The organism is Lactobacillus sp. ESL0259 (assembly GCF_003693045.1).
In the GTDB taxonomy this organism is placed as follows: Bacteria; Bacillota; Bacilli; order Lactobacillales; family Lactobacillaceae; genus Lactobacillus; species Lactobacillus melliventris.
In genome coordinates this window covers 39994-54580 of sequence record NZ_REHP01000003.1, presented here as the reverse complement: position 1 = coordinate 54580, position 14587 = coordinate 39994, and the positions used below count along the sequence as shown (strand labels likewise).

At 35.2% G+C, this 14587-nt stretch carries 15 protein-coding genes; 1 reads left to right on the top strand and 14 read right to left on the bottom strand.

The genetic code is table 11. The features are described from left to right. Positions 1–80 precede the first annotated feature (80 nt). The 14 genes from F5ESL0259_RS00990 to F5ESL0259_RS00925 all read right to left on the bottom strand — a co-directional run bounded on the left by F5ESL0259_RS00990 (position 81) and on the right by F5ESL0259_RS00925 (position 13396). Complete coding sequence (locus F5ESL0259_RS00990; protein ID WP_122037187.1) at positions 81–986, bottom strand: serine hydrolase; 906 nt, start codon at positions 984–986, stop codon at positions 81–83. Positions 987–996: 10 nt separating this feature from the next. Further along, positions 997–1821, bottom strand: coding sequence for a PTS system mannose/fructose/sorbose family transporter subunit IID (locus F5ESL0259_RS00985; protein ID WP_187156878.1), 825 nt, complete (start codon positions 1819–1821; stop codon positions 997–999). Next, positions 1811–2578, bottom strand: a complete 768-nt coding sequence (locus F5ESL0259_RS00980) for a PTS sugar transporter subunit IIC (RefSeq protein WP_122037185.1) — start codon at positions 2576–2578, stop codon at positions 1811–1813. Before F5ESL0259_RS00980 ends, F5ESL0259_RS00985 begins: the two co-directional genes overlap by 11 nt. A gap of 12 nt (positions 2579–2590) precedes the next feature. Next, positions 2591–3055, bottom strand: coding sequence for a PTS sugar transporter subunit IIB (locus tag F5ESL0259_RS00975; RefSeq protein ID WP_122037184.1), 465 nt, complete (start codon positions 3053–3055; stop codon positions 2591–2593). Between the two features lie 15 nt (positions 3056–3070). Continuing rightward, on the bottom strand, positions 3071–3478 hold the full coding sequence (locus F5ESL0259_RS00970) for a PTS sugar transporter subunit IIA (protein WP_122037183.1): 408 nt from the start codon (positions 3476–3478) through the stop codon (positions 3071–3073). Between the two features lie 191 nt (positions 3479–3669). After that, complete coding sequence (locus F5ESL0259_RS00965) at positions 3670–6219, bottom strand: sigma 54-interacting transcriptional regulator (protein ID WP_122037182.1); 2550 nt, start codon at positions 6217–6219, stop codon at positions 3670–3672. A gap of 127 nt (positions 6220–6346) precedes the next feature. Continuing rightward, positions 6347–6880, bottom strand: a complete 534-nt coding sequence (locus tag F5ESL0259_RS00960) for a hypothetical protein (RefSeq protein WP_122037181.1) — start codon at positions 6878–6880, stop codon at positions 6347–6349. Between the two features lie 180 nt (positions 6881–7060). Then, complete coding sequence (locus F5ESL0259_RS00955; RefSeq protein WP_122037180.1) at positions 7061–7324, bottom strand: hypothetical protein; 264 nt, start codon at positions 7322–7324, stop codon at positions 7061–7063. A 176-nt stretch (positions 7325–7500) separates the two neighbouring features. Then, entirely contained in the window at positions 7501–8319 is an 819-nt protein-coding gene (locus F5ESL0259_RS00950) for an alpha/beta hydrolase (RefSeq protein ID WP_122037179.1), read from the bottom strand. Next, on the bottom strand, positions 8306–9076 hold the full coding sequence (locus F5ESL0259_RS00945) for a YibE/F family protein (protein ID WP_122037178.1): 771 nt from the start codon (positions 9074–9076) through the stop codon (positions 8306–8308). Before F5ESL0259_RS00945 ends, F5ESL0259_RS00950 begins: the two co-directional genes overlap by 14 nt. Beyond that, positions 9073–10197, bottom strand: a complete 1125-nt coding sequence (locus F5ESL0259_RS00940) for a YibE/F family protein (RefSeq protein ID WP_122037177.1) — start codon at positions 10195–10197, stop codon at positions 9073–9075. Before F5ESL0259_RS00940 ends, F5ESL0259_RS00945 begins: the two co-directional genes overlap by 4 nt. Before the next feature lie 124 nt (positions 10198–10321). Continuing rightward, positions 10322–11095 (bottom strand): transcriptional regulator, encoded by a 774-nt coding sequence (locus tag F5ESL0259_RS00935; RefSeq protein WP_122037176.1) that lies wholly within the window; start codon positions 11093–11095, stop codon positions 10322–10324. Positions 11096–11120: 25 nt separating this feature from the next. Continuing rightward, positions 11121–12206 carry a D-alanine--D-alanine ligase family protein gene (locus tag F5ESL0259_RS00930; RefSeq protein ID WP_110445481.1) on the bottom strand — a complete coding sequence of 362 codons (1086 nt, stop codon included), beginning with the start codon at positions 12204–12206 and terminating at the stop codon, positions 11121–11123. Positions 12207–12373: 167 nt separating this feature from the next. Beyond that, complete coding sequence (locus tag F5ESL0259_RS00925; protein WP_122037175.1) at positions 12374–13396, bottom strand: helveticin J family class III bacteriocin; 1023 nt, start codon at positions 13394–13396, stop codon at positions 12374–12376. Between the two features lie 125 nt (positions 13397–13521). On the opposite strand from F5ESL0259_RS00925, the gene F5ESL0259_RS00920 reads away from it, so the two are divergent. Beyond that, entirely contained in the window at positions 13522–14526 is a 1005-nt protein-coding gene (locus F5ESL0259_RS00920) for a CAP domain-containing protein (protein WP_122037174.1), read from the top strand. Positions 14527–14587 lie beyond the last annotated feature (61 nt).

Below are 14587 nucleotides of genomic sequence, written 5' to 3'. Positions count from 1 at the left end.
TCTCCAACTCATAATACCAACAAAAAACGCCTATTAGATAGCTTTTGCTAACAATAAGACGTTATTAAAAAATTGTCAAATTAATCTTTAACCAACGGTTGGATTAAATGCTCCCAGACCTCAGGAAATAGCTTTTTTTGCTCAAGAGATTGAATGCTAACAACTAATTGATTTTGGGGCAAAACAATAATGAATTGACCTAATTTGCCATCAGCTCGAAAAGATTGATGATCAGGATTAATCCAATATTGATAACCATAGCCAAAGTGAGTTCTACCTTTAGCATCTGTAACCTGATTACTTGTAGCAGCTTCCAAATACCGTGAATTAAGTATTTGTTTCCCTTGCCACTTTCCTTTATGCAATAAGAACAATCCTATTTTTGACATTTCATCAATTGTGAGCATCAGAGAATGTGCTCCCATTGAATGCCCCATTGGACAACTCAACCAGTCCGGATTGCCTATACCTATTGGTTCAAAAAAGCGTGGCTTTAAATAATTGACCAGAGTAGCTCCACTAGCAGCTTCAACAATACAACTAAGAATGTAGCTATTAAAAGTAGAATATAAAAAGTTTTTACCCGGTTCATGTACAAATTCTGCATGAGTAAAATAGTACCGAATCCAGTCTTTTACCAGATAGCGTTCCGGATCATCTGCAAAAAACAAAGGATCTTTTAGGCCGGCAGTCATTGTTAATAAATCACGTATTGTAACTTTTTTAATTTTGGGATCGAGTAATGAGAAGTTTATCTGCGGAAAAAATTGATAAATTGGATCTGTTAATTTCAGTAAGTTTTCCTGACAAGCAAGCCCCACACCAATAGAAGTTATGCTCTTCGAAACAGAATAGACATTCAAACGCGTAATTGGATCTACTGCCCTTTTTTCAGCAACTAACTGGTCATTTTGATATATTTGAGCGTTGATAATACGAAAATGTTTATTTTGACTATATTGCAAAAAATCATTTAGAACTGTCATGTTAAGCCTCTTATGCTTGTAAAATACCAAAGAATGCCGCTACCACGCTGATTAAAATAATCCAAAGCAGAATAGTATTTACTTTATGGCCTTTTTTAATTGCCCAGTAAACAATACCTGTTGCAACAGCTCCCAGCATATCGGGCATTATTCCATCTAAAACTGACATCAATTTGATAGCAGATTTGCCCGTACCAATAGTTAAGCCTGTTTTCACCGTGACCATTGAAGCGATCATTGCTCCAATAACTAGCAATCCTAAAGTAGCAGCTCCTTGGAATACCTTATCAGTAATACCCATTTTTTCAAATTTATTCAGAGCTTTCATGCCTGATTGGTATCCCCAATGGACACCATAGTATCTCACTAAAACATTTGGAATATTAAAAATTAGTAAGAACAATATAGGTGCAAACAAATTACCTGTTAATGCTAATGAACACGCAATTCCACCAGCAAGTGGACGTAAAGTGCCCCAGAAGACAGAATCTCCTATTCCAGCAAGCGGACCCATAAGAGAGGCTTTAACCGAGTTAATAGACGATTCATCAAAATCAGGATCATTTGCATTTTCTTCTTCCATAGCTGCAGTAATACCGAAAACAAAGGGTCCAAGCATTGGTGTAGTATTGAAGAATTCAGCATGTCTTTTCAATGCTGCTGCCAACCGATCTTTTTCCGGATAGAGCTTTTTTAAAGCTGGACCTAAAGCATATTGTACCCCTTGACTCATCTGCCGTTCATAGTTGAAGGCTGCGTTAATTGTAAAAGACCTCCAAAAAATCTTATTAATATCGTGTTTGGTTAATTTCTTTTTGTTTGTATTAGAAGTCATCGTCATTATCCTCCGTATTAATTGAAGCAGGTTGATTCGTATTTCTATTAACAATACTTAAAGCGACTATAACTATCCCTATTAAAGCAACTCCTAAAACTGGAACTTTTAGGTATGCTGCTAACACAAAGCCAAGTAATAGATACGGTGCCACTTTCTTATTAATAAGCATACTTGCCAAGAGTGCAAAGCCAAGAGCCGGTAATATGCCTGCAGCAATATTCATTCCGTCGATAATAAATTTCGGAATAATTGCCAAAAATGATTTAACCACACCGCTACCTGCGTAAAAGCAAATAGCTAAAATTAGAGACATTAAGATATCGTACGATAGAAAACTAATCATATGCATTCTATCAACGCCAGCTACATCACCTTTAGCTGCATAATCATCAGATTTATGTAAGAAGAAAACACGTACGGTTAGATAATAAAAATTTTTTAATAACAAAGCTACAGTAGCAATTGGAATCGCCAGTGCCAAAGCAGCTGCCGCACCTGAACCGGTTTTAATTGCAAAAGCTGTTCCTAAAATTCCCCCAGCTGTTATTTCGGGTGGTAGGGCAGCGCCAATAGTGATATTACCCATAAAAGCAAGCTCTAAAGTCGCTCCGACAATTAATCCAGTATGTAAATCACCAAGAACCAACCCAACTAGAGGGCCCATTACAATTGGTCTCTGGATCATTGAATTACCTACACCACATTCCAAATAGCCGATAAAGGCTACAACAAAAATTAAAAATGCTTGTAACATTCCATTCTCCTCCTATTTAAATAAAATCTTCTTAGGATCGCTCGGGACTGCTTGAATATTAACCTCCTTACCCGCTGAAGATATTTCTCTAAGAATTTGCTCATCGTGATCTGTTACATTTACCATTTTTGATAACGGATGAGTTCCTGGTAAGGCCTTTGTTCCTCCCAAATTGATGGCAGTAATTTGTGGCACTTTTTTAGCTAATGTCACAGCAGTTTCAATCGTTGGTACAACAATGAGTAATCGATATTTGTCAGTCTTTCCGGAATTGATCGCTTCAATTGCGTCCTTTACACTTTTGAATACCAGCTTTACCCCTTGAGGTTTCCCTAAGCGTAAAGTAGATTTGCGCAAGTCATCTTTAACTACTTCATCATCTGCAATTAAAATACAATTTGGTTGTAATTGAGAACACCAGGAAAAAACTACCTGTCCATGTAACAAACGGTGATCAACTCGTAATAATAAAATCATTTATCTACTTCTCCTTTAAAAATCTTCTTCAGTTTCATTTGTGGCAGAATTTTGACTTGGTAAAAGAAGGCGAACAGTATCTTTACTTGTATCTACTATTTTCTGAATTTGATCAACAGTACATTTAGCATCAAGTAAAACTAAGCTCAAAACCAAAGCAGTATTCATACCACTAATTAAATAAATATTGTTTGAAACTAATTTTTCAAGCGCCAGACGGTTTACACTGCCACCAAGTAAGTCAGTCACTACAATAAACTGTTCTTTTTCTTGAGCCAATTTCTGTAAAAACACTGTCAGATCTGGGCCATTCGGCAAGTATGAATCAAAAGCAACCAGATTAGGTTGATCTCCTGCTAGTAATTCAATTGTATTTTTCATCCCACTCGCCAATTTTCCATGACTTAATAAATATATTTTCACTTACTTGTGCTCCTCTTTAGAAAATGTCTAATAAAACAAAGCTTTACTAATAAATAATTTCTCACCTGTTTATTCTTCTTCCCCCTTTCCTTTTCAATGTACTATTAGCAAAAATAATGCCAAGTCTAAGAATTACTGCTAAATCAGCAAAACAAAAATAGTGCTTAAGTATTCCTTAAACACTACTTACCTTAAAGATATTCTTCTAATAGTTCAAAAATTAATGAAATTTCAAATTTATTAATTTTGATATTGTATTTCATCTCAATCGGCTTAAATATCGTACTTGAAATAGAAGCGAATTCTTTTTCCTTATCATTTTTAAAAATTATATCATTGCTCTTTTCTTTACTTTCACTGAGTAAAATCCTTTCAATCATTAAAGAAAGATGCATGTACAAATTTAACTTAATTTTACCGCTAAACTTTACACCATAATATGTTTGGTATTTGGCCACAACAGACTGGACTTCATTAATGACAGTATTAGGATTGAGAAACTGCAGTCTCTCCTTTATACCTTGAATTGTGAGAAATTTTAAAAATCGTTCAAGTAAGTTATCTACATTTTTGCTTTTTTCTCCTGAATTTAATAAATAATTTTTTAGTTCCGCAAAACCCTTCTGATCCAGTATATTGTATATATTAATCAAAGGCAGATCTAAATTGATATTAAAATCTGTAGTAGTGATGATTAATTGGGTATTTTTAAAAAAGCTTTTATCATTATTATCAATAAGTTCACGCAATTTTCGATAGTCCATCGTGATAATTTGCTTATTGGTTGACAGGGTTTTATTTATAATATCTTTAATTGCTTGTGACATACCGGCACCCGATAAACATGAAACTATAATATTGTCTTTATCTGAAAGTCCTTCAAAATATTGGACTCCCATATAGTTACCATAGTTTTTCGCCTTTGCCGTGATTTCTTTAAATGTTTCTCCTCTTTGCACCCTAATAGCAACATCAAGTGCAGAAGCTGTAGTTAAATTATTAATTACTAATAATTTCTTATTAGAAGAATGTTTTATTTTAACAAACATCTGGTTCAAGGAACCCATATCAAATAATAAAATGATTCCATGATCGTTTGCTTTTTGGATTTGCAAATATTCCTTTACACACTTATTAATATTGTCAACAGTAGCATCGATTGGCATATCAAAAGCCTCAAAAATATAGTTTCCTGCCAGACTGTTAACAATTTTTTGAATACTTGTAGCCGTTGACTCACCGTGTGCCAGCAGTATGCAAGTATAATTAATGGCTTCTACTTTTTCTATTAAATCGGCAAATAACAATATAAACCAAAGGTAATAACTATCTACAATTTTAGGATTTATTTTAGCTAACAGCTGTTGATAAACATAAAATGACCGTGGATACTTCTGCTCTAAAAGTTTCTTTAGTTCACTTGTATGTTTTAAATTTTGCTCTTGGACACTGGCTAAGTTAAATGCAAAAATTAAAGCTTTAAATTCATTTTGAGTTAAATTAAGTTTTAAACCATATTTGTTGGTAAGAGTTGTTTTAATAATTTTGCTAATATTTTTTCCGATTGATTCTTTTACATTAGTACTTATGGGACGTGAAAGAGAACGAAGTGCACGTAATATTATTAACTTACAGTCACTGATGGGAGAACTTTTAGAAATTGCTTCTATCAGTTCGTTTTGAATACTCTGTAGACTATCTTGCAGATGTTTAGTCATTTGTGACAATTCAGTAACATTAAATTCACTATCAATTGGAACCAGATAATTATGAGAAGATGGATATTCTATCGGAATAGTCTCCTTTTTAGGAGACGTAGTATATCCTTGTGAACAAATAAGCTTTATTTTGTTTTCTAACGAGCCAATATTTCCTGGAAAACTTTGACTAGCTAAATTTATTATCAGTTCATCAGGTATTAAGAATTTACGTTGAGTTTCTATTGCTTCATGTTTAAAACATTGAATAGTAATTGCAATTCTTTCTATAACCGGACGATCGATAAAATCAGGTAAGACAATATGTAACGGTATTCTACGCAAAAATGTTTTTAGTAAATATTTGTCCAGATTTTCAGTTGTAGCAAATATTAACTTGATATTTACCTTATGAGGTTGATTTACTTCACCTAGAGGATAAAACGTACCATGATCAAAAAGAGAAAATAGTTTTTCTTGATCTGACTTTGACAAACGGTGTACTTCATCTAAAAATAAGTAGCCATTATTGGCTTCGTCCAAAAGACCTAATTTATCTTCTTCAGCCCCTGTAAAAGCTCCCTTTTTGTAACCAAATAAAACAGACGACAGCAACTCAGGATTATTAGCATAATCTGCAGTATTCAAAGTGACAAACTTGCCTTTGTCATTGACTTTTCCAAGCTTTACTGCTTCTTGATAAGTTTTTTTAGCTAACAGGCTCTTTCCCGTTCCACTTGATCCAGTAATCAGTATTGGCAAGCCATTTGGTGGATATAATATAGCTTGTTTAAGTGCGCCAATCGCCTTTTTTAAACTGCCATTATAACCAATAATTTGACTAAAGGCAGTAGGCTTTTCCCTAATTCTCCAATAAACAGGCCGAGTGCCGTATTTTTCTACTAATTGTTTTTTATAAAGTTGAGCTAAGTATCCACTTACAACACTTCTACTTAAACCAAATTTAGCAGCAATCTGAGAAGTAGTTAGCTTTTCATCTTTATCTTCTTCCAAAAATCTATATAAATGCTCTATTGCCTTCATATGTTATCCTTTTTTGAACACTAATTGAACTTTCTAAACACTATTTATGTTCATAAATTTATGTTCATTATAAATAATTAATTGCAATTGTGCATTAGTATACCAAAACGTTAGCTAAAAATAACCATCATTTTTTATTTTCTTCAACTATTTGCCTAATTTTTGCATACCGTTCATCCCATTTATTAATGAATAAGTTATCATATTCCTGCTTTAATAAAAAATCGAGCAAGTCTTTTTTATCAGGTCGATCTAAAAACAAATATTTTTGCGGGACAACAATTTCAGGCAAAACGGCTCTTAACTGCTTGAGTGAAATCTTTTTAAGAGCACATGATTTTAAAATAGGAATAATGCAGCCATCATTTTTAGGCATAAAATAGTCGTAAATTTCTGCATAATCATCTTTTTGAATTTCTTGCCCTATCTGGGCTAATGTAGCAGCATTACTGCGAATCAAAGGTGCACACTTAATAAAAAGTTGTATCCCGCCATTATTGCCTGTAGTATAAACAAAGGCTTGAAAACTGTCCTTAAAAAAACTCTTACGGTACTCAATTATTTTTTGTCCCGTTAAAATTTCTTTTACATACTCCTCATGCAGAGAAATTAGTAAAGTAGGTAAAAACGGATCATAAACTTCATCTTTTATTGTACACATTATCAATAATACCTTCCTTTATTACTGGCTTTTTGTTACTTATGCCCATCATAAATATGTTTAGTTAAACAAGCAACTCTATATAGCAAGGCAATTAAAAAAGATAATCTAAGTTATTTTAGGCAAAAAAATTGAGCTGTACCTCAACCATTGAAGTACAGCTCAGTTTTTCTAATCATCTTATGCTCTGTGTCTTAATAAATGAACTTTTGCGGGTTCACCTTTTAACCAAGTAGCAAAGAATGCATAGCCGAAGACCATCAAAGCAACTACAGCCGCCAAAATAATCATATTATTATTGTTCAGCGAAATTGCTTGTTCTTCTTCTAGCAGATTCTTTGACTCATTAACTTGATTGCATAATCCAAAGAATAACATGATTAGACTGCTTAGAGTTAGTAAGCCATTAACTGCCGTTAAAATTTTTATCTTCGTTAGCTTCAAAAAATCATGTCCTTTCTTTCGATTTAAATACCGGTATTATATACCCTCTGGAAATAAATGCAAGGCCTTTGCTTAAAATAATTTAAATTTTTTATTTCTAATATGAGTATTATTATAATTTTATAATTAAAACTTCTAAATCCGAACAAAAAGAAGTACAGAATCTGTACTCCCTTTTATTGCCATTCACTTGTTAACCATTCCTGTGCCAGTTCAAACCAATGGGCAGCGTGCGGATTTTCTTGCCATTCCCTGCCTTTAACTACCATATCTTTTCGTGCTAAAGAAAAACCGTGACCACCACGATTGAAAATATGAACTTCACACGGAACTTTATTATCATGTAAAGCTGCTGCATACTCAAACGTATTGGTGACAAGAACTACGGGGTCATCCCAGGCATGAAAAATAAATGTTGCTGGCGTATTAGTGGTTACGCCTAAAGAGCTATCCTTGATAAATTCATCTTGCGGAACTTTATCCTGCTCATCTGCCGGGATATCAAAGCCAATTTTGGTCAAGTTAATTAAAGGATAACCCAAAATAGTTTTATTTGGCAAAACTTCTTCACTCTTAAAGCCAAACTCTTTCTGATACTTTGAAGAATTAGCCATGCTATTGGCAAAACTAGTTACGTGTCCGCCCGCGGAAAAGCCAATCGTGACTATTTTGTTGGGATCAATCTGATATTCTTGCGCATGATCGCGAAAGTACTTAACAGTAGTTAATACGTCCAGCCCTGCATCCGGGTAAATATCGCCTTCATCTTGCACGAGGTTATATTCCATAACCACACTGTTAAAACCATAGTTATTGAAAGCCAGCGCTACAGGTTCACTTTCTCTTTGAGACAAATGATCGAAGCTACCTCCGGGAACGACAATTGCCAGGGGGTGTTTTGGTGTTACCAGCTCGCCAATTGACCCCAAAGTGTATGTGTGCACGTTGAACTTGCGCTGGTTAAAATTAGTTAATGTTAAATCATTTACTTTCATTTTTCTCCCCCACTTTTACCATGTTTTTTGCTAAAAAGGTTGTTGCTAATGGTACTGTTAATAATACACCAATTAAAGAATACATTATAATTAAAGCTTCATTAACAAACATTTTTTCATTTAGTACTTCGCCTAAAGTGTAATTCAAACGAATATACCATAAAAATAATGAAAGGAAGCTGCCAAACATCCCAAACAAAATGGTATTCATTGCTGTTCCCAAGACGTCATTACCGATTTTGGCTCCACTAGCTCTCAGATCTTCATACGAAATTGCTGGATTATGCTTTTTGATTTCAAGCAAACCTGAGCTCATTGATACAGCAGCTTCTGCCACTGCGCCAAGTGTGGAAAAGATAGCAACTGCTACTGCAATCAAAGGATAACTTAATCCCGGCATTTGCGACAAGCCAACCAAAATTTCACCAGCTTCTGGTCCAAGTCCGGCAGCTTGCGCTAACCATTCAAAACCCAGAATGATTAAGCTGGCTGCTAAACAAACAACTAGAGAAGAATAAAATGAATTTTTAGCAACCTGATAATCATGCGTGCCTAAGAAAATAATAGTTACCAATTTTAAAGGAACAAAAATCAAAATCAAAAGAGGAATGTTGATACCCCAAGAAATCAAGATGGCTACTAAGATTAGTAATAAAGTGTTGATCAAAACGCTAAAGAAACTGCGAATGCCCGTTTCTCCACCTACAATTGTCATTAAGATTGCCAGCACGATCAGTAAGGCCGTTAATGTACTCATTCTTCAGTCCCCGCTTTTCGCTTTTTTTCTTCTAAAAACAGCAGGCTGCAGCCAGTGGCAAAGACAACTGTTAAAACTATACCAATCGCTGAGATAATACTCTGCGTGACACCAAGTGAAAGAGTAAAACCAAAGGTGGAACGCAAACTGTTATTATCGCGCAAATAGATAATTGTCATTGGCAATTCTTCAGACATAAAGATTAATACCAAAACATTAATCAGAGGCCCCATGATTTCCTGACCCATAGTACGTCCACTTTTAATCAATTGCTGGGCAGTTAAATCTGCTTTAGTCTGAACTAATTCATAAAGACTGGAAATAATATCAGTGGCTTCATCCATTACAGCCCCTAAAATACCTAGCAAGGTTTGTGCTAAAAAGATGCCGCGAGGATCTTGAGTAGCATAATCTCCCGTTTCGTATTTGATCTCCGATTCACCAGTCAGGCGCATAATCAAGTAGCACAATGCAAAAGAAACAAAAGTACCTAGAATCGTCGCCAACCACGTTGCCAGCATTTTACGGTTAAAGCCTTGAACAACCAATAAACTAAAGAATGAAAAAACAATATCAGCCAAACCAAACAGCAGGACAATATAAGAACCGTTAAGTTTGATATCCAGCATGATAACAATATAAAAAATTATCCAGCTGAGTATCATTGATGCAATTAAGTTAAATGATTTTTTACCGGCAACTGCGACCATCAGCGTTGACATTACAGTCAATGCTAAAACCAAAACCCAGTCTCGTTTGGGATCCTGAATAACTGGTTCACCATGTTTAACATTGACCAACACTCTCTGACCCGCGCGAAATTTCTGCGTAACTAATTGCGAGGGGTAATACATATTAGTAGTTTTATAAGCTTGGCCCTTAAACTTGCCTGACAAGACTTTTAAATGAAGAACCTGCTTTCTGATTTCATCTTTATTACCATAGACATCCGTACTTTTTTCTTCTAAAGTATCCTTAATTTTAGTATCGGTGATTACAGCTACATCATTTTTAGAATAAATATCCGTCGCAAAATAGGTACAAGCTGTTAGAATCAAGCCTATAGCTGCAGTTAATACCGCAAATAAGTAGCGCTTTTTTATTTTTTTCAACCAAATCATTCCAATCGATTTACACTTACCTACTGTAACTTAAAAGCAGCCCTTAAACATAAATTTTAAGCTAAGTTTGCAAAATTTAAATATTATAAAAACGGCTTTTAACCAAAAGTCGTTTCTTATATACCTACATATCGAGAAACCGTTGCCACCAATGGGTCTTTTCCGGCTCAACCTGCATGTCTGCTAATGTTCGGTGAGTATTGGCACTGGCACCTTTTTCGGCATTTTCTTTAGCTTTAGCCAAAATTTCCTCATGCATTTGCTCGCTTGACTTTTCTTCGTCTTGTGCCACCTGAGCTCGCTTTTCAGCTGCAGTTAGTGGCTTAGTATCAGGCATTTCGCCAACATCTGTTATATCATCATTAGTCACGATTCCTGAAATATCAGGCAAAACGCTAAAATCATCTGCTGAACTAGTAGTTTTAGGGACAGGCTTTTCCAATTCTTTTTGCTTTTCCAATAACTGTTTATTCTGCTTTTCGATATGATCCAATTGTTTTTGCAGATTACTCAGTGCCGTATTCTGCTGGCCAATTGTTTGCTGTAAAGCATTCAGTAGTTTCACCATCTGAGAAGTAGACATTACTTCCTGCTTTTTGTCATCTTCAGTTTTTTCAGGCTTATCTTTTTTAGCAGTAACTGCAAAAACCTGCTGAGCAGCTTCCTGTAAGGTTAAACCGTTATCCTGCGCCAATTTGTGAAAATCTTCCAGATCCTGCACATCCTGCTTGCTATATAAACGCGCATTTTGCTTTGTTCTGGCATAATAATCAGGCTTACCAGTAACTTTTTCTACAATTAAAGAATATTTACGTAATGTAGCAACACTAATGTGCAGGTGCTTAGCCGTTGCCGAAGGCGCAGTTAATTCTTCAAAATTATGCTTATCTTCACTCATCAGATATACTCCCTAGCACAATTAATTAACCAATTTTATGTAACAGGTTTTTCTTATGGTCAAAACGCTCCTGCGCTTTTCCAATTAAACGGGTAATCAGTTCAGAGTACGAAATACCTACTTCTTCAAACAGCTTAGGATACATACTAATATTAGTGAAACCGGGCAGCGCATTAACTTCTGTCAAAATAACTTTATTATCACTGGCACGTAATGTCGAATCAACCCGAGCCAAGCCACTGCATTCTGTAACTTGATATACTTTTAAAGCATTTGCTCTAACTTTATCTACAATTTCTTGAGGTAATTTTGCCGGAATTTGCAAAGTAGTAGTTGAGTCAGCATCATACTTATTTTCATAACTGTAAAAAGTCCCAGCCGCATTGATAATTTGGCCCACGCCTGAAACAATTGGCTTGTCATTACCTAAAACAGCAGTTTCAACTTCTGTACCGTGAATGGTTTCTTCAATTAAGACCTTATCATCATATCTAAAAGCGTCAGCCAAAGCATCAGCAAATTCTTCTTTATTGGTAACATGATGAACGCCAACTGAAGAGCCTTGGTTTGATGGCTTGACAAAAAGGTCAGAGCCTAGTTTCTCGCTGACTTTATCATAGTCGCGTTTGGCATTAGCATCATCTTCATATTCAAAGCGTTTAATCGCAATCCAGTCAGCAACAGGGACGCCAACACGTTGTGCTAAAATTTTGGTAAATTCCTTGTCCATGGTTACAGCAGAAGCTAACACATCATCGCCAACAAAAGGCTTATTCAAAATTCTGAACAGTCCTTGCAGACAACCGTCCTCACCTAAATTACCATGCACAATTGGAAAGAAAACATCAATTTCCGGTAAATTCTGCAGTTGAATTAAGTTTGAAATATTGGCTACTTCATGTGGATTCTCAATAGTGTATTTAGGATCTTTTAAAACTTTAAATGAATCCTCTTCGCTTGCTAAATAGCCATCATTGGTTATCCAAATTGGGTGAACATCAAACTTATTTTGGTCAATCGCATTATAAATATTGTGGCCTGACATGATTGAGACTTCATATTCAGATGAATTTCCACCAAAAATTAAACCAACTTGTGTTTTCTTAGTCATTATTTTTACCTCTTAGCATTATTTCTTAACTTTTTATTATACGGCAAGAAAAACCCGAAGAATTGTAATTTAGACAATTTTTTAGGATTATTTTTATTATAAGCAAAAAGCCTTGTATAAGACAAAATCATAAACAAAAAATTTATACTATATTAAAAAATACCGTTTTATTCCCAGGTTATTTCATAAAGCTTATTTATTTTTGTGGGATGCTTGCCAGGATTAACCGGATCAAACGACTGATGATAGGCTACAGTCAAATAGATATCATTACTGGCAATCAGTTGTATGCCTTCTAGCTCAGTATAATAACCGGCTAGCTCTAATTGATTTTTCTGAGACAAATCAATTAGTTCCCAATGTGACGGATTGACTGCATTCCAAGGAATTTTAACAATTTTGCGGTTTTGGCCCAGTCTGTCGTCTGCAAACTGACTGGAAATATAGATATCCCGATTATTATCAATGGCAAATCCCTGCAGCGACCCTACTAATCCCATGCGACCAGACAAATCTGGTATTTTAAAGGCAGCTAAACATCTTATTGTAGTAATATCAACATGTTTGGTTAACGTTGCTGCTTGATCAAGAGCATTATTAATATCGTTTAAATGATAAAGTGCAAAATAGCCGGTAAAGTCATTATCCCCGTAAGCTATTAAAAAGTAATTTAAATTAGGAGAAACAGCAACTTCCATACGTGCGAATTGATCTCTACTGCAACTGATACCAAAATCAGCTCCTGCATAATTTAAATTGGACAATCGCGGCCGCATTTTGGTATTTGCAGTAACTTTAAAATATCGTGGAATTGCAATACGTGCAATTTGTTTAGACCAGCTAGACCAACCTGGATTCAAATCATTTGGCTTGGTGCCAATAAACCACTGCCCCTTTCTTCCGGCATACTCCAAAGTTTGTGTATGACCAGCAGCCGTTCCAGTTAGATGTAAAACTGGTAATTGCTTATTAAAAGAAACATTACTGTTATTTTGACCACGATAAACAAAAGTATCTCCTGCTACATGTTGCAAAGCATAAGCATAGCCATTATTGATAGTAGTTTTCTGAACTACTACTTGCCGCAAGTCTTTGTCTACCGGACCGGTTACCCCATCCCAATCATCTAAGTTACTATTTAAAGTAATACTAATATTTTTTGCCAGTTGCATATTTGCATTATTAATCAAAATACTTTTCCCTCATAAAAGTCCTGTGCAACAAATTATTAAATATCACTATCTTTTTTCAATCTGAATAATACTTAATTTAATTTTGCCTTATAATTTATATTAAAGAAAGGAGAGCTCTTTAAATGATTAAAAAAATTTATACTGCCCTCTTGTGCTTACTTTTCATTTTTCCATTTAGTAACACTAAAGTTTATGCGGCAGAATTCACTCCTGACGAAATAAATAAGATAGCCCATTTACAACAGGAATATGCACAGCTTGATACTACCACTTTTAATTTTAATAATCTTTATTTGAGCAAGCCCCAGTTTAAAAACAGATTTAAACAAGGCGCACTCGTTCCTGCTTACCTTAATAGTCAATTAGCTTACACCAACTATTATAGACAGCTATTTGGCTTGACTCCCGTTAGAGAAAACTTTCAGGATAATATTGCTGCACAAAAAACTGCAGCTGTGCTGGCCGCACTTAATGCTAACCCTCGGATTAACCAACACAGCCTGCCTTTTGAAAAGCGTCCGAAAGTAATTAACAAAAACGTTTGGCAGTTAGCGCGCAATATTTCAAGCAAAGCTAACCTTAATTTCAATACTAGTGATCAAACAGCTGGTGATGTTATTACTGATCTGCTAACCGACCAATATAACTTAACCGGCGCTGACACTGGTCACCGAGCATGGCTATTGTCAACACGCTTAACTTCAACTGGAGCAGGCGCTGCGTACGGTAAGAATGGCTACCGCTATTCTGTTCAAAAAGTTTTTAATCCTGATGACGTTTTTCGTGCTCCCAGCCAAGAAATGGTAACTTATCCCAGCAGCGGCGTTTTTCCAATCGAGCTTTTGCAAGGTCAAAATATTGCCTGGTCTGTCTATCTTTCAGATCAAAGCTTTAACGGCAATCCAATAATTACCATTACTGATAAGGATACTGCCCAAACTTATCAGGCTAAAAATGTCCATAATTATAGTTATACTGGCTATGGCAATTTTGAAACTATTATCACTTATTATCCTGGATCAATCCCGCTGGTTGTTGGTCATGAATATGAAGTAAAAATCACGGGCTTAACCAGTTACACCTTTAAGTTGTTTCAACTCAAAAATCCTTCTGAATCAATTCAATAATAAAAACCTCGAAAAGCTGTTTTTTTCGAGGTTTTAGATATTTTTTGAACTGAGTAAAACT

Bases quoted from the DNA above. Each gene is read 5' to 3' on its own strand.
- F5ESL0259_RS00990 (WP_122037187.1), bottom strand. From the start codon at position 986: ATGACAGTTCTAAATGATTTTTTGCAATATAGTCAAAATAAACATTTT.
- F5ESL0259_RS00985 (WP_187156878.1), bottom strand. From the start codon at position 1,821: ATGACTTCTAATACAAACAAAAAGAAATTAACCAAACACGATATTAAT.
- F5ESL0259_RS00980 (WP_122037185.1), bottom strand. From the start codon at position 2,578: ATGTTACAAGCATTTTTAATTTTTGTTGTAGCCTTTATCGGCTATTTG.
- F5ESL0259_RS00975 (WP_122037184.1), bottom strand. From the start codon at position 3,055: ATGATTTTATTATTACGAGTTGATCACCGTTTGTTACATGGACAGGTA.
- F5ESL0259_RS00965 (WP_122037182.1), bottom strand. From the start codon at position 6,219: ATGAAGGCAATAGAGCATTTATATAGATTTTTGGAAGAAGATAAAGAT.
- F5ESL0259_RS00960 (WP_122037181.1), bottom strand. From the start codon at position 6,880: ATGTGTACAATAAAAGATGAAGTTTATGATCCGTTTTTACCTACTTTA.
- F5ESL0259_RS00950 (WP_122037179.1), bottom strand. From the start codon at position 8,319: ATGAAAGTAAATGATTTAACATTAACTAATTTTAACCAGCGCAAGTTC.
- F5ESL0259_RS00945 (WP_122037178.1), bottom strand. From the start codon at position 9,076: ATGAGTACATTAACGGCCTTACTGATCGTGCTGGCAATCTTAATGACA.
- F5ESL0259_RS00940 (WP_122037177.1), bottom strand. From the start codon at position 10,197: ATGATTTGGTTGAAAAAAATAAAAAAGCGCTACTTATTTGCGGTATTA.
- F5ESL0259_RS00935 (WP_122037176.1), bottom strand. From the start codon at position 11,095: ATGAGTGAAGATAAGCATAATTTTGAAGAATTAACTGCGCCTTCGGCA.
- F5ESL0259_RS00930 (WP_110445481.1), bottom strand. From the start codon at position 12,206: ATGACTAAGAAAACACAAGTTGGTTTAATTTTTGGTGGAAATTCATCT.
- F5ESL0259_RS00920 (WP_122037174.1), top strand. From the start codon at position 13,522: ATGATTAAAAAAATTTATACTGCCCTCTTGTGCTTACTTTTCATTTTT.